Source organism: Providencia sp. PROV197 (genome assembly GCF_028479625.1).
GTDB lineage: Bacteria > Pseudomonadota > Gammaproteobacteria > Enterobacterales > Enterobacteriaceae > Providencia > Providencia vermicola.
In genome coordinates this window covers 66,042-88,159 of record NZ_JAMPNZ010000024.1, presented here as the reverse complement: position 1 = coordinate 88,159, position 22,118 = coordinate 66,042, and the positions used below count along the sequence as shown (strand labels likewise).

The 22,118-nt window shown below is 43.1% G+C and carries 18 protein-coding genes, 3 tRNA genes and 1 pseudogene; 17 read left to right on the top strand and 5 right to left on the bottom strand.

Annotated elements, in window-relative coordinates; all coding sequences use genetic code 11:
* The first annotated feature begins 7 nt into the window (after positions 1-7).
* From pldA to PR808_RS14620, 5 genes are all read left to right on the top strand, one after another.
* Positions 8-901 carry a phospholipase A gene (gene pldA / locus PR808_RS14640; protein WP_206083132.1) on the top strand — a complete coding sequence of 298 codons (894 nt, stop codon included), beginning with the start codon at positions 8-10 and terminating at the stop codon, positions 899-901.
* A gap of 112 nt (positions 902-1,013) precedes the next feature.
* Entirely contained in the window at positions 1,014-2,840 is a 1,827-nt protein-coding gene (gene recQ, locus PR808_RS14635; RefSeq protein WP_272539547.1) for an ATP-dependent DNA helicase RecQ, read from the top strand.
* A gap of 19 nt (positions 2,841-2,859) precedes the next feature.
* A complete protein-coding gene (gene pldB / locus PR808_RS14630; protein ID WP_206083136.1) occupies positions 2,860-3,855 on the top strand; it encodes a lysophospholipase L2 in 996 nt (331 codons plus the stop codon).
* Positions 3,856-3,868: 13 nt separating this feature from the next.
* A complete protein-coding gene (gene yigL, locus PR808_RS14625) occupies positions 3,869-4,678 on the top strand; it encodes a sugar/pyridoxal phosphate phosphatase YigL (RefSeq protein WP_206083138.1) in 810 nt (269 codons plus the stop codon).
* A gap of 251 nt (positions 4,679-4,929) precedes the next feature.
* On the top strand, positions 4,930-5,733 hold the full coding sequence (locus PR808_RS14620; protein WP_272539546.1) for a tetratricopeptide repeat protein: 804 nt from the start codon (positions 4,930-4,932) through the stop codon (positions 5,731-5,733).
* 10 nt (positions 5,734-5,743) lie between these two features.
* On the opposite strand, the gene PR808_RS14615 is transcribed toward PR808_RS14620, so the two are convergent.
* The 4 genes from PR808_RS14615 to rsgA form a co-directional block, all read right to left on the bottom strand.
* Entirely contained in the window at positions 5,744-6,073 is a 330-nt protein-coding gene (locus PR808_RS14615; RefSeq protein ID WP_206083142.1) for a hypothetical protein, read from the bottom strand.
* Positions 6,074-6,081: 8 nt separating this feature from the next.
* Complete coding sequence (gene mscM / locus PR808_RS14610) at positions 6,082-9,423, bottom strand: miniconductance mechanosensitive channel MscM (protein WP_206083144.1); 3,342 nt, start codon at positions 9,421-9,423, stop codon at positions 6,082-6,084.
* Between the two features lie 33 nt (positions 9,424-9,456).
* Complete coding sequence (gene asd / locus PR808_RS14605) at positions 9,457-10,353, bottom strand: archaetidylserine decarboxylase (RefSeq protein WP_206083146.1); 897 nt, start codon at positions 10,351-10,353, stop codon at positions 9,457-9,459.
* A 181-nt stretch (positions 10,354-10,534) separates the two neighbouring features.
* Positions 10,535-11,587: a small ribosomal subunit biogenesis GTPase RsgA gene (gene rsgA / locus PR808_RS14600; protein WP_206083148.1), complete on the bottom strand. Its 1,053-nt coding sequence runs from the start codon at positions 11,585-11,587 to the stop codon at positions 10,535-10,537.
* A gap of 104 nt (positions 11,588-11,691) precedes the next feature.
* On the opposite strand from rsgA, the gene orn reads away from it, so the two are divergent.
* From orn to PR808_RS14570, 6 genes and pseudogenes are all read left to right on the top strand, one after another.
* Positions 11,692-12,237 (top strand): oligoribonuclease, encoded by a 546-nt coding sequence (orn, locus tag PR808_RS14595; protein ID WP_206083149.1) that lies wholly within the window; start codon positions 11,692-11,694, stop codon positions 12,235-12,237.
* A 126-nt stretch (positions 12,238-12,363) separates the two neighbouring features.
* Positions 12,364-12,618 carry a type II toxin-antitoxin system RelB/DinJ family antitoxin gene (locus tag PR808_RS14590; protein WP_272539545.1) on the top strand — a complete coding sequence of 85 codons (255 nt, stop codon included), beginning with the start codon at positions 12,364-12,366 and terminating at the stop codon, positions 12,616-12,618.
* Positions 12,608-12,897, top strand: a pseudogene (locus PR808_RS14585) (type II toxin-antitoxin system RelE family toxin). Before PR808_RS14590 ends, PR808_RS14585 begins: the two are co-directional and overlap by 11 nt.
* Positions 12,898-13,121: 224 nt before the next feature.
* A tRNA-Gly gene (locus tag PR808_RS14580) sits at positions 13,122-13,197 on the top strand.
* A 40-nt stretch (positions 13,198-13,237) separates the two neighbouring features.
* A tRNA-Gly gene (locus PR808_RS14575) sits at positions 13,238-13,313 on the top strand.
* A 42-nt stretch (positions 13,314-13,355) separates the two neighbouring features.
* Positions 13,356-13,431 (top strand) — tRNA-Gly (locus PR808_RS14570).
* 691 nt (positions 13,432-14,122) lie between these two features.
* Here the strand turns inward: PR808_RS14570 and queG are convergent.
* Positions 14,123-15,304 carry a tRNA epoxyqueuosine(34) reductase QueG gene (queG, locus tag PR808_RS14565; protein WP_272539544.1) on the bottom strand — a complete coding sequence of 394 codons (1,182 nt, stop codon included), beginning with the start codon at positions 15,302-15,304 and terminating at the stop codon, positions 14,123-14,125.
* Positions 15,305-15,584: 280 nt separating this feature from the next.
* On the opposite strand from queG, the gene tsaE reads away from it, so the two are divergent.
* From tsaE to hflX, 6 genes are all read left to right on the top strand, one after another.
* Positions 15,585-16,049 (top strand): tRNA (adenosine(37)-N6)-threonylcarbamoyltransferase complex ATPase subunit type 1 TsaE, encoded by a 465-nt coding sequence (gene tsaE / locus PR808_RS14560; RefSeq protein WP_206083153.1) that lies wholly within the window; start codon positions 15,585-15,587, stop codon positions 16,047-16,049.
* Between the two features lie 14 nt (positions 16,050-16,063).
* A complete protein-coding gene (amiB, locus tag PR808_RS14555; RefSeq protein ID WP_206083155.1) occupies positions 16,064-17,350 on the top strand; it encodes an N-acetylmuramoyl-L-alanine amidase AmiB in 1,287 nt (428 codons plus the stop codon).
* Positions 17,351-17,361: 11 nt separating this feature from the next.
* Complete coding sequence (gene mutL, locus PR808_RS14550; protein WP_272539543.1) at positions 17,362-19,317, top strand: DNA mismatch repair endonuclease MutL; 1,956 nt, start codon at positions 17,362-17,364, stop codon at positions 19,315-19,317.
* Complete coding sequence (gene miaA / locus PR808_RS14545; RefSeq protein ID WP_206083157.1) at positions 19,310-20,251, top strand: tRNA (adenosine(37)-N6)-dimethylallyltransferase MiaA; 942 nt, start codon at positions 19,310-19,312, stop codon at positions 20,249-20,251. Before mutL ends, miaA begins: the two co-directional genes overlap by 8 nt.
* A 106-nt stretch (positions 20,252-20,357) precedes the next feature.
* Positions 20,358-20,654, top strand: coding sequence for an RNA chaperone Hfq (hfq, locus tag PR808_RS14540; RefSeq protein WP_206083158.1), 297 nt, complete (start codon positions 20,358-20,360; stop codon positions 20,652-20,654).
* A gap of 91 nt (positions 20,655-20,745) precedes the next feature.
* Positions 20,746-22,026, top strand: coding sequence for a ribosome rescue GTPase HflX (gene hflX / locus PR808_RS14535; protein ID WP_206083159.1), 1,281 nt, complete (start codon positions 20,746-20,748; stop codon positions 22,024-22,026).
* The last annotated feature ends 92 nt before the right edge of the window (positions 22,027-22,118 follow it).

Here is a 22,118-nt window from a genome sequence, read left to right as displayed (position 1 = left end):
ATGACTAATGCGCGCTTTACCGATGTTGATAAGTGCAGTGCTCTGTTTTTGGTCTGCTTCACTGTTTGCTACTGAAAATACGGATGTTCAAGCTGATCAGAATATAAAGGATAACACGCCAATTCGCGGTAGCATTATTTCTGGTTTATTGCAAAATTATGATAATCCATTTGTTTTGTATCCTTATGAATCTAATTACATTATTTATACCTATACCTCTTCGATGAATAAAAACGCAATCTCCAGTTATAACTGGGGTGATGATGCGTTAAAGGATGAAGTTAAATTTCAATTAAGCTTAGCATTTCCACTTTGGGCGGGTATTGCTGGGGATGACTCTATTTTAGCGGTTTCGTATACTCAGCGTTCTTGGTGGCAGCTGAGTAATAAACAAGAATCCTCCCCTTTTAGGGAAACTAATTACGAGCCCCAAGTATTTGTCGGTTGGTTAACTGATTATCAATTTGCAGGCTGGACCCTACGTGAATTTGAAACGGGTTTTAACCATGAATCCAATGGTCGCTCTGACCCTACATCCCGCAGTTGGAACCGTATTTATGCACGAGCCATGGCGCAAAATGGAAATTGGCAGGTTGATCTCAAACCGTGGTATCGCATTCATGAAAGTGAAGGCAGTGATGATAACTCAGACATCACAAAATACATGGGATATTACCGTGTAAAAGTCGGCTATGCGTTGGGGGACAGTGTCTTTACTACTACTGGTCGTTATAATTGGAATACAGGGTATGGTGGTGCAGAATTAGGTTGGAGTTATCCAATCAGTAAACATGTGCGATTTTATACCCAGTTATTTAGCGGTTATGGTGAGTCAATGATAGACTACAATTATCGCCAAACACGTTTTGGTATTGGTGTTATGCTAAACGATATGATGTAGTTTAGATTCCCCATCGCCCCATATTATCTGACAAGGCTAAATTGCCGTGTCATAAACCAACAATTTCGCTGCTCACATGGGCAGCGACTTGTTTTAGAAATAGAGGAAGTTTGTGTCCACTGCTTGTGTCATTAACCAACTTTCACTGGCTGAAAACGTGCTTAATAGCACGTTTGGTTATCAGTCATTTCGTCCAGGCCAAGATGCGGTCATCGGTGCTATTTTAGATAACCGTGATTGTTTAGTATTAATGCCAACGGGTGGTGGAAAGTCCTTGTGTTATCAAGTCCCTGCGCTTGTAAAGCAAGGCGTGACGTTGGTGGTTTCACCGCTTATTTCCTTGATGAAAGATCAGGTTGACCAACTACGTTTGCATGGTGTGAATGCGGCCTGTTTAAACTCATCTCAAACTCCGTTAGAACAGCGTCAAATCATGGAGTTATGCAGCAGTGGTGAGATCAAATTGTTGTATGTTGCCCCTGAGCGGCTATTAACTGATTATTTTCTCAATCAGCTTTCAAGCTGGGACATCACGTTATTAGCGGTGGATGAAGCTCACTGCATTTCTCAATGGGGACATGATTTTCGGCCTGAATATCGTGCATTAGGGCAGTTGCGCCAAGCGTTACCCAATGTGCCTGTTATGGCACTAACCGCAACGGCCGATGAAACCACACGAACCGATATTATCCGCTTATTGGAACTCCATGATCCACTCGTTCATATTAGTAGTTTTGATAGGCCGAATATCCGTTACACCTTGGTCGAAAAATATAAGCCTTTAGATCAGCTTTGGTTTTTCATTAAAGGCCAAAAAGGCAAAGCAGGTATTGTTTATTGTAATAGCCGTAGCAAAGTGGAAGAAACCGCGGAACGTTTGCAAAAACGTGGATTAAGTGTTGCAGCTTACCATGCAGGGTTAGATAGCCAACAGCGTGAGTGGGTACAGGATGCATTTTTAAAAGATAATTTACAGATTGTCGTTGCGACAGTTGCATTTGGTATGGGGATAAACAAATCAAATGTCCGTTTTGTGGCGCACTTTGATATCCCACGTAATATCGAGGCTTACTACCAAGAGACTGGGCGAGCAGGGCGCGATGGTGTTGAAGCTGAAGCTGTCTTATTTTATGACCCTGCGGATATGGCGTGGCTGCGTCGTTGTCTTGAAGAAAAACCCGCAGGCATGCAACAGGATATTGAACGGCACAAACTTAATGCCATTGCTGCCTTTGCTGAAGCGCAAACTTGTCGTCGCTTAGTTCTACTTAACTACTTTGGCGAAAACCGTCAGCAGCCTTGTGGTAACTGTGATATTTGTTTAGACCCACCAAAGCAATACGATGGGTTAATTGATGCTCAAAAAGCACTTTCTTGCATTTATCGTGTTGGTCAGCGCTTTGGTATCGGCTATATTGTTGAAGTATTGCGCGGGGCAAATAACCAACGCATTCGTGATTTAGGCCATGATAAATTACCTGTTTATGGTATCGGCAAAGAGCAAAGCAATGAACATTGGATAAGTGTGATCCGTCAATTGATCCACTTAGGGATGATCACTCAAAACATTACTCATTTTTCTGCGCTGCAGTTAACGGAAGCGGCAAGGCCCATTTTACGCGGGGAATCTGCGTTACAGCTTGCCGTACCACGGGTTTTAGTCACAAAAAGCCGTAATCAGCAAAACAAAGTTTACCATGGCAACTATGATAAGAAGCTGTTTGCCAAACTGCGAAAATTACGTAAGTCGATAGCAGATGAGGACAATATCCCGCCATTTGTAGTATTTAACGATGCTACATTAATCGAAATGGCAGAACATGTTCCGACAACTTCCGCAGAATTGTTGCTAATTAATGGTGTTGGTGAACGCAAACTGGAGCGTTTTGGCGAGTCGTTTATGACTCTCATCCGAGACCACCTTGAAGGTTATGAATGAATAAATAAGGAACTGTAGGATGACGCCTGAAAGCCTAAAAAAGCGCTGGTTAACGCGAGAAACTCAGTTTTCAGCTTTTGCGAATGGTCCGCTTTTAGACTTCTGGCAGCGTCGTGAAGAACTGCATTTTCAGGGCGTCGATGATATTCCTATCCACTATGTTCGTTTTATTCATCCGAAGCATCATAAAGCTATTGTCATTTCTCCTGGTCGTAGTGAAAGCTACATGAAATACCCTGAAGTGGCGTATGATTTTTATCACTTAGGTTATGATGTTTTTATTCTTGATCATCGTGGGCAGGGGCGCTCGGGGCGCATGTTAGCGGATCCCCAAAAAGGCCATGTCGAAAAATTTACTGATTATATCGATGATTTTGAAAAGTTTATTGAGTTAGAAGTCAGATATCGCCACTATCTGAAGTGTTATGCATTGGCGCACTCAATGGGGAGTGCCATTTTAGCGGGGTATTTGCTGCGGGACCATGTGACCTTTGATGCAGCCGCGTTATGTGCACCAATGATTGGTATCAATTTACCGATGCCACGTTGGATGGCCAGTTTTATCGTTGATAGAGCCGAATCACGTGAGAGTGTGCGTAATGATTACGCCGCTTCAACGGGCAAGTGGCAACCTTTACCGTATTTAATCAACGTATTAACCCATAGTTCAGAGCGTTATCGGCGCTATTTACGTTACTATGCGGACTACCCTGAATTGCGACTTGGTGGCCCAACATACCACTGGTTGCGTGAAAGTTTTGCGATTGGTGATGCGCTAATTGCAAAAGCGGGAGAAATTGATGTACCACTGATGGTGTTAGAAGCAAGTGAAGAAAAAGTGGTCAGCAATAAAGAGCTACAAGCTTTTTGTCAAAGTCGGCAAAAAGCGCAAATAGGACGAGAAGAAAAATTACCCCTCATTATCGAAGGGGCTCACCATGAAATCCTATTTGAAGTGGATGCATTAAGGGCCATGGCACTCAATGCTATCTGTGATTTTTTTGACCAGTATTAGTTAGGGTTCGAATATGAAATATCCGTTAGTGGCTTCCGATTTGGATGGGACACTGTTATCGCCCAACCATGATTTAACGTCTTATACTAAAGACACCTTAAAACAACTCATTACAACACAAGATGTCCGTTTTGTGTTTGCAACGGGTCGCCATCATGTGGATGTTGCACAAATCCGTGATGGGTTAGGCATTGATGCCTATATGATTACCTCGAATGGGGCAAGGATCCATAATACCAATGGGGATTTAATTTTTGAGCATAATGTGGATGCTGAAATTGCGCATGAACTTTGTTTGATGGAATTTGATAATCCAGAACTTATCACCAATTATTATCACGGTGATGACTGGTTTATTAACCGAGAAAGCCCTGAGCAAAAAGAATTTTTTAAAGAGTCAGTTTTTAATTACCAGTTATTTGATCGCCATGACTTTGCAACATCTGAAGTTTGCAAAGTCTATTTCACGAGTGAAGATCACGATTTGCTGGTGGATTTACAGCAGCGCATTCAAAACCGTTGGCAAGACCGCGTGAATGTCACGTTTTCTCTACGCAGTTGCTTGGAAGTCATGGCGGGAGCGGTTTCTAAGGGAGAGGCTCTCAAGCAGGTTGCGGCGCTACATGGCTTAATGGCCAATGACAGTATTGCGTTTGGCGATGGCATGAATGACAAAGAGATGCTGACTGTCGCAGGAAAAGGCTGCATTATGCAAAATGCCCATCAATTACTTAAAGATGCCTTACCACAAATGGAGGTCATTGGTTCAAATGCGGATGACGCCGTTGCACGTTATTTAAGGCATCAATACCTTAATCAGTAACAATCTATTTTTATGATATAAATAAGCCAGATAGACCCCATGTTTGTCTGGTTTTTTTGTATTTCTGGATTAAAAATCAGAATAACCCGTGTGTTATGCAGCGAAACGTGCTTTTTGTGAAAATTAGGTCACTTTTCCTATTTTTTCCTACTTAAACTGAATTTACACTAGGGGAATGGGTGTTTGAGTCGATATTAATGGATAGCACTGTGTTCACAGTTAGCAGATTGCACTGTTGAGGGTTCCTTAGGATGAAAAAAGTTGCGTTAGCACTGTTGTTGGGTTCTGTTTGTTTTAGTTCTGTTTTAACGGCTAAGCCTGTTGTTGCTCCGACAGCGGCTTCATCAACACAGCAGCCTACCCTTGAGGAAATCACACAGTTAGCGCAAAAAGGTGACCCAAACGCTCAATTTCAACTGGGTGAACGTTATTTCAAAGGCCAAGGTGTTTCCCAAGACTCTAAAATTGCTGCTGAGTGGTTTATTAAGGCTGGAAACCAAGGTAACTCTGATGCTCAGTTTCGGCTAGGTACCATGTTTGTGAATGGTTTTGGCGTTCGCCGCGACTATGACAAAGCGATGCTGTGGTATGAACAAGCTGCAGATAACGGCGACACACGTGCAGAAACCAATATGGCAATGATGTATGCGCAAGGCCTTGGTGTGACGCAGAATTTAGAAAAAGCGGCATTTTGGTTTAGAAAGGCAGCACAAGGTGGAAATGTGATCGCACAATTCCATATTGGTCAAATGTATTCAATTGGTAGTGGTGTTGATTTAGATGATGAAAAAGCCGTGTTCTGGTTTCGCAAAGCGGCTAAACAGCAAGATGCTAAATCTCAAGACCGCCTTGGCGTGATGTATTCTGAAGGTCGAGGTGTGAAAAAAAACCTATCGCAAGCTTATGCTTGGCTGTCAACCGCGGTGTATAGCGGTAATGCGGAAAGTCATCGCCTACAAAATAAAATCGCCGCTCAATTAAGCTCAGCGGAACTGGAGCAAGCACAAAAACTGGCAGAAGGTTATATCAAGTCTTACGGGCATAAAGCGGGTTAATTCTTATTGATTAGCGGGAGAACAACTGGGCTCCCGCCATGATGATTATGGACACAATAAGGTAGCCCCAACTCAATCGGTAAAAGCGGTTATATCCCCACCCACGTCGGATCTCTAGTTGCAATGGCTTTGATGAAAGCTTGGCTGCAAGCATTCGAAATACCCCAATATAAACCAGGCAATAGATTTGCCAGAGATAGAGAGTGTTGAAAGCGAATGCCTTTCCAATAATTAATAAGATAATTAATGGGATCAAAAAGAAGAGAATCGACCCAACCCGTTCGAGTTGAGTGATCCGCAATATAATACCTTCGTCTTTATCATTTAAACCTTGCGCCATAATACGGTTTACAGCTCACCAGATTTACGTGAAGGATTACGCGCAGAAAGGTTGTTAGTTGCACTTTGCAGCGAGTTATCGCGTACATCCACCCTTGCTTGGAATGGTGGAAACGGCAAGGTAATGCCTTGTTCTGCGAAGGAGGCCAAGATATTTTGATGAATTTCATGGCGAGCGGGTAAACGGTGCCCCATTTCTGCTGCATACACCCGCAATTCAAATATTTGAATACCTTGTTGCAAATCAACCAAATAAACCTCAGGGGCTGGGTTGTCTAAGATCATTGTGGAGCGTTTTGCCGCACGCAAAATTGTATTGGTGACTAGTTCGCTATTTGCATCAGATGGTGCAGGGATAGTCATCACGATACGAGTGACGGTGTCGGAGAGCGACCAGTTGATAAACTGCTCAGTGATAAAGGCTTTATTTGGCACGATGATTTCTTTTCTATCCCAATCCGTTAAGGTCGTCGCACGGGTGTTGATCTTGGTAATGCTGCCCGTTAAGTTGCGGATTGTAACGGTATCGCCAATACGGATAGGCTTTTCGAATAGGATCATCAAACCTGAAATAATATTGGCGAAGATCTCTTGTAAACCAAAACCAAGCCCAACCCCCATCGCAGCAACTAACCATTGCAGTTTTGACCATTCGATCCCTAACATTGAGAAACCAACAATCGTGCCAATGATCGTAATGGTGTATTTCGTCAGTGTGCTAATGGCGTAGCCAGTACCTGGTGTTAAGTCCAAATGCTGTAATACGGCTAATTCAAGCAATGCAGGCAGGTTTCTTACCAACTGTGCGGTGACAATAATCGTTAAAATCGCAATAAAAATGGATCCCATCGTAATCGGCTGCACGGTGTCCACACCGTTGACAGTGGAGGTCACATCCCAGAGGCGAATATTTTCAAGGAAAGAAAACGCCGTATGCAATTCAGACCACAGCCAAATTAAGGAAACCAAGGCTATCATGGTTAAAATTGAGCGCACTAGGCCAACAGATTGGGTACTAATAGTATCAAGGTCGATAACCTGTTCCTCGATATCAATATTCCCTTCGCTACTGCCGCTTGATTGCGCATTATCGTCTTCCCCTTTTGCTCGTTGTGCGAGGATTTCAGCACGGCGCTGTTTCGCACGTTCAAAGGCCAGTTTACGGCGCTGCATCGACATCCAACGGCGAATGGTGTGATAGACAATTAAAATCACAAACCAAATCGCTACAGAGGTTTCTAAGCGAGCAAGTAACGCTTGTGATGTGGAGAAATAGCCGAGGATAGAGAAAAATGCCGCCACAATTGGGGCAAGCAAGATCATCCACCATAGGCCTTTATTAACAACATTATCCCCTGAACTGTGCCTATCCAAATAGAGTGGGATCTGAGAACGGCGTAAGTTATTGGTGATTAAGCTTAAAGCGATACAGAGGAAAATAAAGCAGAAACGGCCGACACTGGCAGCGAACTCGCGGTCGCTATAGTGTTCGAAGGTAATAATTGACATAACCAATGGAACAATGACAAATATCGCCATACGGTAATAACGCATCGCCCGTTTTACCGCGTCTTTATCCCAGCCAAAATGCGCAATAAATAAACCTGTTGGACGAGAGAACGTTTCACTGATCATAAATAGCCATAATAGCGGTGTGGTCGCGCTGACACCATAACCAATGGCGGCTGCCATCGGATATTGCCATGCGCTCTGTAGCCCATAACCAATAGCAGACCACATCATGGGTAATGGCAGAGCCACGATAATTGACCAAAAGATAGTTCTGATAGTCAAATAAAAGCGGTCTTGCGTCACTTTACCGATACGTAAACTGGAGCGATCAAGAAAGGCTTGATAATGCTTGCGTGTACTTACGCTGAAGATAACCAAAATGATAGAACCCAAAAGATACAAAAAGGTATCTTGCGTGGTGAGCATCACATTTAGTGCACCAGCGACTTGGGAAAGCGTATCCAGAGATAGCAACTGTGTAATATCAGTAACTAATAAGACTGGATATTTAATATTAATAGGGGGGACATCAGCCACCCAGAATAGATAGCGGTTTGAGGCATCTTTGACTTCTTTAAGCGCATCAGTGAGCTGCCCTGTAGCCACATTGAGCTTAGTCAGTTCCAACATTTCGGCATCAAGGCCTGAAATCAATGAGGTAAGGAGCTCTCGGCGAGTTTTGATCAGCGATTGATATACTTGAACTTGCGCTGGGTTGAGGGCATGTTCAGTTTCTTGCTCGGTGGTATCAATTTTACCTAATCTATCAAGGGCATCTTCGTAATTTAAGCGCTGAACACGTAAATCTGCCATTTCGCGGTCTAGCTGTTGGCTTTTGGGAATATCTGGCAAGCGAGATAATTGTGTTCTTAGAGCTTCACCAAGGGTACTTGAACTGCTGATCCACTGAGCTTGCTCACGGATTGTTGTCAGCGCTTGGCGTGCATCGCGAATGCTGGTGGACATTTCGGTTTGACTGGTATTAATCGCACTCATACGTTGAGCTTGCTGAGTCAGCTCCTGAGACATCTTGCGGTTAATATCTAATTCTTCTTTTAAGAAGGGGGTCAGCTCTCCTTGAGCAGCCAACATTTCCGTGTGTTCTAGCGCCAAAATTGCTTTTTGCTGGCGCTGAGTATTCTGGAAGTCACGTAGGTTTTGTAGCTCAAGTTCCATGCGTTGATAGCGTTTTTTATACAGCTCCAACGTCAGGCGTGAAATTTCTTGGCGGTTATTGGCGGAAAGCTGCGCCATTTCCAGTTCGTTTACTGTAGATTTGCGAGCACTTACTTCGGCTTGAGCCAAGGTATATTGGGCATCAGCTAAAGGTGTTGATGCAGTACTTAACGACTGGAAGCGGGATGTTGCTTCCGTGAGTAAGCGCCTTGCTTCAGACAATTGTTGAGGCAAAATGCTCAATGATTCACTGATTTCACGGCCTTTATCTTGTTCCTGCTGTGTTAAACGGCTTTGATCTAGTAATTGGCTACTTAGTTGGATAATGCGTTGCTCAAGTTCACTTAAGCTAATTCCAACAGGGATAGGGGCAGGTTCATCGTTTTCATTAAGTAATTTTTGGCGTATTTCTTTGATAATTTTAGGGAAGTTATCAATGGCTTCTTGGTAAGACTTTACTTTGGCATCGGAATCGCGGGTTTCGCTCATCCAATTGAGCGCACCTTGCAATGCTTGCGCAATTTCCGCGTCTTTTGGGTTGGTACTCGATTCAAGTTGTTTGAGCTCCTGTTTAATCTGTGCTTCATCCTGCGATGCTATGGGCGCCGCAACAGAAGAAAAAGCGATTAACAAGCTAAGTACAAAACTGATAATCAAACGCACAGTGAGGAGCTCCTTCAAGGACATAACCGTAAATTAAACGCCGACAGATTCGTTATGAGTCTCAACCGAAACCGTCTCGGCGAGTAATTCACCCATGCGTGTTGCATAGCCAGGGATGAGTGATGAATTAAAGGTCACTTTGTTTGGTTCAAACAAGTTAATGACGGTAGAACCTAACTTAAACAGGCCCATTTCTTCCCCTTTTTTCAGGAAAACAGCACCTTCAGAATTTAATTCAGGGTAAACCCAACGTTTGATTACGCCTTCTCGGCAGGTATTTACACAACCACTCCAAACCGTTTCAATGCTACCCACAATAGTGGCACCGACTAAAATTTGCACCATCAGACCAACAGGGGTATCAAAGACACAAATTAAGCGCTCATTACGGGCAAACAGGTTTGGGACGTTTTGTGCCGTTAATGGATTTACAGAGAATAAATCACCTGGAACATAAATCATCTCTTTAAGTAAGCCATCGCAAGGCATGTGGACGCGATGATAGTCACTTGGCGAAAGATAAGTGGTAATGAATTCACCGCCACGAAAACGCTCTGCTAATTGGTGTTGACCTGCCAGTAAGGCTTCAACGGTATAGTTATGGCCTTTTGCTTGGAAAATTTGGTCATCATGAATAGAACCTAATTGGCTCACTGCGCCGTCAGCTGGCTGTGCTAGTTGGTTGTCTTTTTCAACAATTGGGCGAGCGTCTTCTTTGAGTAGACGAATAAAGAAGTCATTAAAGGTTGCGTATGCGGTGAGTTCGCTTTTTTGCGCTTCATTCATATTCACTTTATAGGCTTTAGCAAATAGTTTAATTGCCCATTGCGTCATAAACCCAGCATTGCGACTTGCAAACCAGCCTGCAAATTCAGTAAGGCATTGTTTTGGAAGCATATATTGCAAGCGAATTTTAATTTTGTCTAGCACGTTAACCTCTGATTTTTAAAGGTATGTTAGCGAAAAGGCCGCTATTGTACACAGTTTACTCGTTGTATTTCAAACTGTCGCGTTAGGGGCTATTACCCAGCGATAGCTTGAACTATTTAGCGCAAATTAGCGTCAATTAGAGCAAAGAATTGAGTAATAAAATTGTAAGTACTTACTAACTTCATTTCTCTTTTCCAGTGAAATTGCCGCGCGGCTTCACTTGTTCCATGCTTTCTAAGATGCGATGGTAATTTTCAAAGCGCGATTCTGCAATTTTGTTTGTTTCTACGGCTTCACGTAACAAACAACCTGGGTCATCTAAATGTTTACAGTCACGGAATTTACAACCGCCAAGGTAATCTTTAAATTCGACAAATCCTTTCGTCACTTGTTCCGTGGTTAAATGCCACAAACCAAATTCACGAACGCCAGGGGAGTCAATCACATCGCCACCGAGTGGGAAGTGGTATAAGCGGGCAGTCGTTGTGGTATGTTGCCCCAGACCTGAGTTATCTGAAACATCGTTAACTAAAATGGTTTCTTCGTTATGCGGGAGCAATGCATTGAGTAGGCTGGACTTACCGACACCTGATTGACCCACAAATACTGAAACTTTCCCTGCTAGCGCGTTAGTAAGTGCTTCCATTCCTTCATTAGTATGGCTGGAGACTTCTAACACTTGGTAGCCAATTTCGCTGTAAATTGTCATCAAGTCGCTCACCCACTCACGGTTTTCGTCATCAAGTAGGTCAACTTTGTTAAGGACGATAATCGGTTGAATGCCAATTGTTTCGCAGGCGACAAGATAGCGGTCGATAATATTGAGCGAAAGTTCTGGCAAAATTGCAGAAACAACGACAATTTGGTCGATGTTTGCAGCGATTGGTTTCAAACCATCGTAATAATCAGGGCGAGTAAGTACAGAGTGGCGCTCATGAACAGCTTCGACAATGCCATTAACCTTGATCTCAGTTTGTGTATTCAACGCAGGGCGCCACACCACGTTATCCCCTGTGACGAGGGATGAAATAGTTCTGCGCAAATTACAGCGTTGAATGGTGCCGTCGTTCGCTTCAATATCAGCATGTTGCCCAAAGCGGCTAATGACTAAGCCTTCTTGTGCTTCACCTAATTGGCTATCATCGATTTCAACTGTTTTTTGTTTTTTCAGTCTTTTTTGATGATTTTCTTGAACTCGGCGCTGTTGGCCTTTCGAAAGTTTCTGTTTAGCCACCTGTCCTCTCTTCACTATTGGCTGTCGTTGGAATATCACTCACGCATTAAGGCATGAAGAGTGCTATCATACCCTAACTTCACAGAATGCAGTTAGGGTATATCATGCAAAAGAATGAGAATAATTTAATTTGGATCGATTTAGAAATGACTGGCCTCGATCCCGTTCGTGATCGCATTATTGAAATTGCGACCATTGTAACAGATAGCCATCTTAATATTTTAGCAGAAGGCCCTGTGATTGCAGTTCATCAGACGGATGAGCAACTTGCTCTGATGGACGAATGGAATGTGAATACGCATACAGGAAGCGGTTTAGTTGAACGTGTACGTAAAAGCACAGTAAGCGAACGTGAAGCTGAGCTAGCCACGATTGAGTTTCTTGAGAAATGGGTGCCTAAAGGTGCATCGCCAATTTGTGGTAACAGCGTTGGGCAAGATAGACGCTTCTTATTTAGTTATATGCCTGAATTAGAAAGTTATTTTCATTATCGTTATTTAGATGTGAGCACATTGAAAGAACTTGCTCGTCGTTGGAAGCCTGAAATTTTAACGGGTTTTTCGAAGAAAAATACCCACCAAGCGCTTGATGATATTCGCGAATCAGTCGCTGAGCTGGCTTATTATCGAGAAACATTTATCAAAGAATAAATGTTGAATTAACGAAGGTGCCGCCCTTGAGGCGGCTTTTTTGTCTTTAAATATGATACTGCATTACACATTGCATTACATTTGTCATTACATCACCCTAACAGTAGATCCTGAAAGGAGATTATGATGAGTACTATACAAATTAGAGTTGATGAACAGCTAAAAAAAGATGCGTATCAAGCATTTAATAAATTAAACCTTTCCCCATCCGAAGCGCTAAGGCTATTTCTCCGTTATGTTGCAGAGAATGAAAAGCTTCCGTTTTCTGAGGTTTCTATTGTTGTGAGTGAGGCGGATGAAGATGAGGATATTTTAGCTGTTGTGCGTAATCGTTTAAAAAAACCAGCTAAACGAATAAGAGTGAATATTGATGATATTTGATATTGCATTTGATGGCGTGCTTTAAGGGAATGGAAAAAGCTTGATTGCAGTATCTGAGAACAATTTAAAAAGAAGTTAAAAAAATTACAATTAAACCCTTACATAGAATCTTTGCGGTTACACGGTGAGTTATCGAATTGCTATAAAATCAAATTAAGGGCATCAGGGGTTCGCCTTGTGTACCAAGTTATTGATGATGAAATTGTTATTTTTGTTGTCGCAGTTGGTAAAAGGGAAAATGAAAAGGTTTATAAATCTGCGACCAATAGGCTGATATAAATATTATCGTTGAGTAAGTTACCAATGTTAATGTATTGAAATCAGGTTTTTACAACGTGTGTTGATAAAATCACCATTGTGACTATTTTGTCGACAAACGAACAAAAAAATAAAAATTTTGAGTGCAAAGGCTTGCTAGTCTCTGAATTTTTCGTATAATGCGCTCCCCGTACCGATGAAGTTTTTGTAATAATATCGGCGCGGAAAACATCCAGAAATGGTATGCGGGAATAGCTCAGTTGGTAGAGCACGACCTTGCCAAGGTCGGGGTCGCGAGTTCGAGTCTCGTTTCCCGCTCCAAGCTTTCTTGATGTTTTAGCTAAAACACTATTTTCGTGATGCGGGAATAGCTCAGTTGGTAGAGCACGACCTTGCCAAGGTCGGGGTCGCGAGTTCGAGTCTCGTTTCCCGCTCCAAACTTTCTTAGTGTTTTAGTAAAATTGCAGTACCCACCAAATGCGGGAATAGCTCAGTTGGTAGAGCACGACCTTGCCAAGGTCGGGGTCGCGAGTTCGAGTCTCGTTTCCCGCTCCAATCTCTTGTTTATACCATCTAAATTTTTTCTTTGTAATTTCAATCCAAATGATATTTTAGTATTAAAGCATTAAGTGGAATTACTAATTTCATCTAACGGTTTTTTGTACGTAATTTTATTGTTGGTACCCTTGCTAAGCTAGGATCCACAAGCCTTCGCCGATCTTTCTTGGATCTAATTTGGATTTTTGCTTGCATTCAACTACGGGTCACCATAGAATAGCCACCCCTCAGTAATAGGGCATTCTAAAGGTATTTATGTCCTTAAGGTAAAAGTTTAAATAATAAACAAAAAGGTGTTTTTTATTTAACTCAGGCAAATTTTCGTTTTAACCTAGTTTTTTGGCAACTTTTTTCGAGTAGTTAACGTAAAATCAGCATTTTTCTTCACAATTCAGCATCAAAAAGTTATCCACAGCTTGTTGAGTTGCGACCCATCTATATGCCAATTTGAAATAACTTATTGCACAGAGTTATCCACAGGCTAACTTCACTATTCTATTCTTACTGTCAGGTAAAGATAATCAGAACTCTTATCTGTAACTCATTGATTTATAGTCGATGAATTTATTTTTTGAAAATGTGCTAAGCACAACTTGCAAATTCTTTACCTATTGTCTGCAAAGCGATTTTTTATTTTATTCACATCGATTTGACAATTATAGATTTCAGTTATATAGCAGGCCTTTTTTTAGGCGTCGCGAGGTAAACCTTTAGTAATCGCCCGTACAAGGCGTTTTTGTTGTGAAGTTTGAATTGTCACTTGGTTCTCAAGACGTCGGCTAAGCTGTTGTTGTATAGACCAATGAAAGTGCTCGTCTAACATTTCATTGATCCCCAACCTATTTTTTAATGCAAGCACAATACTATCTTGATAAGGCGCATTGCCCAGTGCGACACTGATGTTTCTTAACCATTTAATATAGCCAATACGGCGGATTGCAGAGCCTTCGGTTACCTTCAAAAACCTGTCTTCATCCCACGAAAATAATTCAAGAAGCTCTGGCGTATGCAGCGCTTGCCTTGGGCTAAAATCTTCTTCGTCAGTCAGCTGTGAAAAACGGTTCCATGGGCAAATTAATTGGCAGTCATCACAGCCATAAATTCGGTTACCCATTAATGGACGAAACTCTTCAGGTATCGCGCTATCGAGTTCAATTGTTAAATAGGAAATACAGCGTCTTGCATCAACAGTATAAGGCTCAACAATGGCGCCTGTTGGGCAGGTTGTCATACAGGCAACGCAGCGGCCGCAGTCATCTTCAATGGGTTTATCGACAGGAACAGGTAGGTTGATCAGCAGTTCTCCAAGGAAAAACCACGAGCCTGCTTCACGATTTAATACCAATGAGTGCTTTCCAGTCCATCCTAGGCCAGCTTTAACGGCAAGAGGCCGCTCTAAGATTGGCGCAGAGTCAACAAATGGACGAAAATTAAGATCCTCAACGATTGTACCATCCGCAAGGAGCGCCCCATCAAATTCACGGCAGTAAGCTAAAATACGATCTGCAAGGGCTTTTAAGCGTTTTTTTAATAGCTTATGATAGTCGCGACCAAGGGCGTAGCGGCTAACATACCCGAGCTCAGGGTTATTCAGTGTGCTGGCAAACGCCGCTTTGGCGGGCAAATAGTTCATGCGAACACTGATGGCCCGTAAAGTGCCAGGATGGAGCTCATGGGGACGTGCCCGCATCATTCCGTGGCGGTTCATCCATTCCATTTCACCGTGGTATTGCTTGTCGAGCCATGCCTGCAGTTTGGGTTCTTCCGCGGACAGGTCAGTATCGCAGATCCCCACCTGTTGGAAGCCTGCTTCAATGCCCCATTGTTTGATAAGTTGAGCGAGAAGGTTGAGATCGAGAAATGCTGCCATCAGATCCTGTCACAGTAAAATAAAACGGCTGGCACTCTACCATGGAAGCGGTTTTTTCTCAAAATTGATGAAAAGAGTGCCTTTCGGTGTTCAGATCTATTATAAGATATTTCTGATCTGATAGTTTCAGCAATGTTAATTAAGAAAAATGACGGCGCTTAGGTTAATATAGTCAATGGTATTTGGAAGAACTGAAACAGGCTTCCTCTCGGATACTGATAACAGTCATTAGACAATAATTTGGCGACACAGCCCATCAATAATGCCACAAAAGAACACTATGAAAGAACGTAGAATACAACTTGCTGATGAAGCGCAAACTGTTGCGCTTGGTCGCGCAATTGCAGGTGCTTGCCATCAAGGTGTGGTAATTCACCTGTATGGTGATCTCGGTGCGGGAAAAACCACGTTTAGTCGTGGTTTCTTACAAGCTTTGGGTCATCAAGGCCATGTAAAAAGTCCAACTTACACACTGGTTGAACCTTATGAATTAGCGGATCGTTATGTTTTTCACTTTGATCTCTATCGTCTAGCAGATCCTGAAGAACTTGAATTTATGGGTATTCGTGACTATTTTTCTGAAAACTCGATCTGCTTGGTTGAATGGCCGCAACAAGGTAAAGGTTTTTTACCTGAAGCGGATCTTGAGCTCCATCTCACATATCAAGATGAGGGGCGTCAGGCTCACATCGTTGCTTTGTCTGCAAATGGGGAGTCGTTGTTAGAAGCATTACCCCAATTCTAAGGAACTTATTGCTCATGTTGAATGCATCAATGCACAGAATAACAAGAAAGGGTTTTTTGGCGGCTTTTGTCCTTTTTATGCTTTCATTCGCATGGCTTTTTGCTATGCAAGCACAAGCCGCAACACTGTCTAATATTCAAGTGAATAATAGCCCATCACAAGCTGAGGTCACACTAAGCTTTATTGACGGTAAGCCTGATTACTCTTATTTTCCCTTGCATTCACCTGAGCGACTGGTTGTTGATGTAAAGCAACGAGGTGAGATCCTTGGCTTGCCACTAAAAGTGCCTGCAGGGGATTTGGTAAAAGTGGTGCGTTCAAGCCAACCTTCTGATAACCAACATAAACGTCTGGTGATGGAGCTATCCCGCGTCGCAAAAACCAAAGCTGTTTTAAAGCAAGTGGGTGGCGAATATCAATTAGTTCTGACGATTTCAGCAGGTAACTCAACCAGTTCAACGTCATTTAATCGCACCAATAATAATGTTGCTCCTGTGGTCAATAACACACAGGACAAACCGTTAAAAATGAATAATCCAGCGCCTGTTTCAACGCCTGCCCCTGTAAAATACAAAAATATGCCTAAAGGCAGCAAACAGGTGGTGATCGCTATTGATGCGGGGCATGGTGGTAAAGACCCAGGCGCGATTGGGAAAAATGGTTATAAAGAGAAAGATGTGACTCTGAGTGTTGCGAAAAAACTCTATCAGCGTCTTGAAGCTGACCCTATGTTCAAACCCGCTATGACGCGTGATGGCGACTACTTTATTTCTGTTAGTGGACGTTCCGATGTTGCTCGTAAAAAAGGCGCGAACATGTTGGTATCCATCCATGCGGACTCAGCACCTAACAGCAGCGCACGAGGTGCCTCTGTTTGGGTATTATCAAATCGTCGTGCAAATAGTGAGTTAGGTAGCTGGTTAGAACAACGTGAAAAACAATCTGAATTATTAGGCGGTGCAGGGGATGCGCTCAGTGGTGCAGATCCGTATTTAAGCCAAGCAGTATTGGATTTGCAGTTCGGCCACTCTCAGCGCGTGGGCTATGATGTCGCTGTTCAAGTTATTCAGCAATTGAGAAAAGTGGGTAATATCCATAAAAAAACGCCAGAGCATGCCAGCCTTGGGGTTCTGCGTTCTCCCGATATTCCCTCAATCTTGGTTGAAACAGGCTTCATCAGTAATGCAGCGGAAGAGCAACTGCTCAAATCCAATGAATTCCAAGATGCAGTGGCTGAGGCCATTCACTTAGGATTGCGCCAATATTTCCTTGCGAATCCGATTCAAGCTGCACCTAAATAAGGAATTGAGCGATGGCAATACATATTCTCTCTCCTCAATTAACGAACCAAATTGCGGCGGGTGAGGTGGTCGAAAGGCCTGCATCTGTCGTAAAAGAGCTGGTTGAGAACAGTCTTGATGCCAAGGCAACACGCATTGATATTGATATTGAGCGTGGTGGAGAGAAACTGATCCGTATTCGTGATAATGGCTGTGGGATTAACAAAGATGAATTAATCCTCGCCCTTGCGCGCCATGCGACCAGTAAAATTGCGACGCTCGATGACCTTGAAGCCATTATGAGTATGGGCTTTCGCGGTGAAGCATTAGCGAGCATCAGCTCTGTTTCACGATTAACGTTGACATCAAAACCCGCGGAACAAACCGAAGCGTGGCAGTCTTACGCTGAAGGGCGGGATATGGAAGTCACAGTAAAGCCTGCAGCGCATCCTAATGGTACGACGGTTGAAGTCCTCGATCTCTTTTATAATACCCCTGCAAGGCGCAAATTTATGCGCACTGAAAAAACCGAATTTGGCCATATTGATGAAGTGGTTCGCCGCATTGCATTATCGCGCCCTGATGTGTCTATTAATTTGACTCATAACGGAAAACTGGTGAAACAGTACCGTGCTGCCCATGATGAAGTGCAGCAAGAAAGGCGGCTTGGGACTATTTGCGGTACCGGCTTTATGCAAGGCGCATTAGCGTTATCTTGGGAGCACAGCGACCTGGCAATTAAAGGCTGGGTGGTTTCCCCATCGAATACTCCTGTGAGTGAAACTCAGTATTGCTATGTGAATGGACGGATGATGCGCGACCGGTTAATTAACCATGCTATCCGCCAAGCATTTGAAGGCTATTTAGAAGACAATCAACAGCCCGCTTATGTCTTGTATTTAACCATTGATCCGAAACAAGTGGATGTAAACGTCCATCCAGCGAAACATGAGGTACGTTTTCACCAAGCGCGGTTAGTACATGATTTTATTTATCAAGCCGTACGTACAGTACTCCTTGAAGCGGCATCAATAAGTGAATTACCAGGAATAGAGCCAGTACATGCTGAGCTCGAAAACCGGTCTTCAGCAGGAGGGAATTATTTTTCTTCCCCAACACCAACTTCGAAACCAAATTATACCGAATCATTGCCACAGGCTGAGAGAACCACTCGTGAACCGCAGGTCGCTTATAAGCCTGCAACCACGGCGACATCGAGTTCTTCCCTGCCCAAATCCGCATCACAATTCGTCGGGAATGTAGAGCAGAAAAACTACGGTACTAACTACGATAAAAAAGCGGGAGACCTTTACCAAAGCTTGATGTCAATTCCAGTTCCTGAAACGGAGAAAAAACCGCTTTTTCCTGAACGCCAACCTGTCGATACGTCTCAAGTTTCTTCACAACCTGTAGCAAAAAATGCGGATAACTACCTTTTTGGTAAAGTATTGACAATTTACTCAAAAAACTTTGCATTAATTGAGTCTTCGTTGGGACTAATCCTGTTATCCTTAACGGAAGCTAATTATTTATTGAAATTAGCGCAATTGTCGCCAGAGGGTGAAAACCTCAAGCCACAACCTCTTTTGATACCGCTAAAATTGTCACTTAAAAACGATGAAATAGAGGTTTTACAGCGGTACAAGGAACAATTGGCAATATTTGGTATCGAAGCCACGATATTTCATGGAAAAGTAACAATTCATACGGTATCGTTACCATTAAGAACACAAAATTTATCGCAACTTTTTTCAGATTTGATCGGTTTTTTATCGACAAAAGAAAGCATCACACAACAAGATATCGCACAATGGCTAGCCAAAGCGGTTTCACAGGTGAAAACAGAAGAAAGTTGGAGTTTAGCACAGGCTGTTCAGTTGCTGGCTGATGTTGAGCGGATTTGTCCGCAGTGGGTAAAAAATCCCCCACCAACATTATTACAATTAATTAATTTACAATCCGTGGTAGCTACACTAACAAATGAGTGATTTAGTAACTCAGAAAAAACCTGATGCAATATTCCTTATGGGGCCGACTGCTTCAGGTAAAACCGCTTTAGCGATAGAACTTCGCAAGCATTTGCCTGTGGAAATTATTAGTGTCGATTCGGCGTTAATTTACCGTGGAATGGATATTGGTACAGCAAAGCCAACAGCCGAGGAACTCAGCCAAGCCCCTCATCGTTTGATTGATATTCTCGATCCAGCTCTACCTTATTCTGCTGCTGATTTTCGTCGTGACGCATTAAAAGTAATGAGTGAGATTACTGCTCAGGGTAAAATACCGTTACTTGTTGGCGGTACTATGTTGTATTTCAAAGCATTGTTAGAAGGACTTTCACCATTACCTTCTGCTGATGCAAATGTGCGCACCCAAATAGAACAGATAGCGCAAGAACATGGATGGAGTGAAATCCATCGCCGTTTAGCGGAGGTCGATCCTGTTGCTGCGGCTAGGATCCATCCTAATGATCCACAAAGATTATCCCGTGCTTTAGAGGTATATCTCATTTCAGGACAAACTTTGACTGAAATGACACAAACAGCAGGGGAAGAATTGCCTTATAATGTGTTTCAGTTTGCTATTGCGCCACAAGATCGTAAAATTTTACATGAACGCATAGAACAACGCTTTCATCTGATGATAGACGCTGGTTTTGAAGAGGAAGTCCGTGCTCTTTACCACCGAGGTGATTTACATGTTGATCTTCCCGCCATTCGTTGTGTGGGCTATCGGCAAATGTGGTCATACTTGGACGGCGAAATTAGCCATGATGAAATGGTTTATCGGGGAATTTGTGCAACACGCCAATTGGCAAAACGCCAGATTACCTGGTTAAGAAGCTGGGATAATGTTCAGTGGTTAGATAGTGAGCAACCTCAGCAGGCGCTTGACACAGTTATGCAGGTAGTACGTGCATAGGACTGATGTTTGTGTACAATTAGAACGTTAAGCGCAATTTTTGAGTAGTTACTTTTGGAATCATAAAGATTCTCTTTTAAAAACAACAAAATAAGGAAAACATAGAATGGCTAAGGGGCAATCTTTGCAAGATCCGTTCCTGAACGCATTACGTCGTGAAAGGGTTCCGGTCTCTATTTATCTCGTTAATGGCATCAAATTGCAGGGGCAAATTGAATCTTTTGATCAATTTGTCATTTTATTGAAAAACACAGTTAGCCAGATGGTTTATAAGCACGCTATCTCTACTGTTGTCCCTGCACGTCCTGTTTCTCACCACAGTGGCACAACAGGTGGTAGCGCAGGTAATGGTAATTACCATTCGGGTGCACCTGCATCGCAGGATGGCGAAGTAACTGAGTAAGTTTGTACGCTAAAAGACAAGGAAAGCATGGGTAGGGAGACTGTACCTGTGTTTTCCTTTGCAATTATTGTTTAGCCTAAGAGGTTGCACCTTGTTTGATAGGTATGAAGGCGGTGAGCTTGCTGTGTTAGTCCATGTCTTTTTTTCCCAAGAAAAAGACGTTGATAATCTGGCAGAGTTTGAGTCACTCGTGACGTCTGCTGGGGTAAAGCCAGTACAAATAGTCACAGGCAGTCGTAAGGCACCTCACCCAAAGTTTTTTGTTGGGGAAGGAAAAGCTGAAGAGATAGCCCAAGCCGTTGAGGAAAGTGGCGCAGATGTGGTGTTGTTTAATCACACGCTAAGCCCTGCTCAAGAACGTAATCTCGAAAGGATTTGCCAATGTAAGGTGGTTGACCGTACAGGGGTAATTTTAGATATATTTGCTCAACGGGCGCGTACGCATGAAGGTAAACTTCAAGTTGAATTGGCACAGTTACGTCATTTATCCACTCGCTTAGTGAGAGGATGGACACACCTTGAGCGCCAAAAAGGCGGGATTGGTTTGCGTGGTCCTGGTGAAACTCAACTTGAAACAGACCGTCGGTTATTAAGGGATAAAATCAAACAGATTTTATCGCGGCTTAGCCGGGTAGAAAAACAGCGTGAACAAGGGCGTCAAGCGAGAAGTAAAGCGGATATTCCGACAATTTCTCTCGTGGGTTATACCAATGCGGGTAAATCGAGTTTATTTAACCGTATGACGTCTGCAGATGTTTATGCTGCAGATCAGCTATTTGCGACACTTGACCCAACGCTTCGCCGTATTAATGTCGAAGATGTCGGTGTTGTCGTTTTAGCAGATACCGTGGGTTTTATTCGCCACTTACCACATGATTTGGTTGCCGCATTTAAAGCAACCCTGCAAGAAACTCGTGAAGCAACGTTACTGCTGCACGTTATCGATGCAGCAGATGCTCGCTTGGATGAAAATATCCATGCGGTTGAAAGCGTGTTGGAAGAAATTGAAGCGGATGAAATACCAGCACTTTTAGTGATGAACAAAGTTGATATGCTGGAAGATTTTGTCCCGCGTATTGACAGAGATGAGGATAACAACCCTGTTCGTGTCTGGGTTTCGGCGCAAACAGGTGAAGGTATCCCATTGCTGTTACAAGCATTGACGGAACGCCTTTCTGGTGAAATCGCACATTATGAATTGCGTTTACCACCAAACGAAGGTCGTTTGCGTAGCCGTTTTTATCAACTCCAGTCAATCGAACGTGAATGGTTGGAAGATGACGGTTCAATCGGCCTTGAGGTGCGTATGCCAATGGTGGATTGGCGACGTTTGTGTAAACAAGAGCAGCAATTATCTGACTACGTGGTTTAACAACGTAGCCAGGCAATGGAATTGATATTAAGAGACACACAAACTCAGCATACTTCCAGTGTGTTGAGCGGAGCTCTTAGCCCTGAAAATCA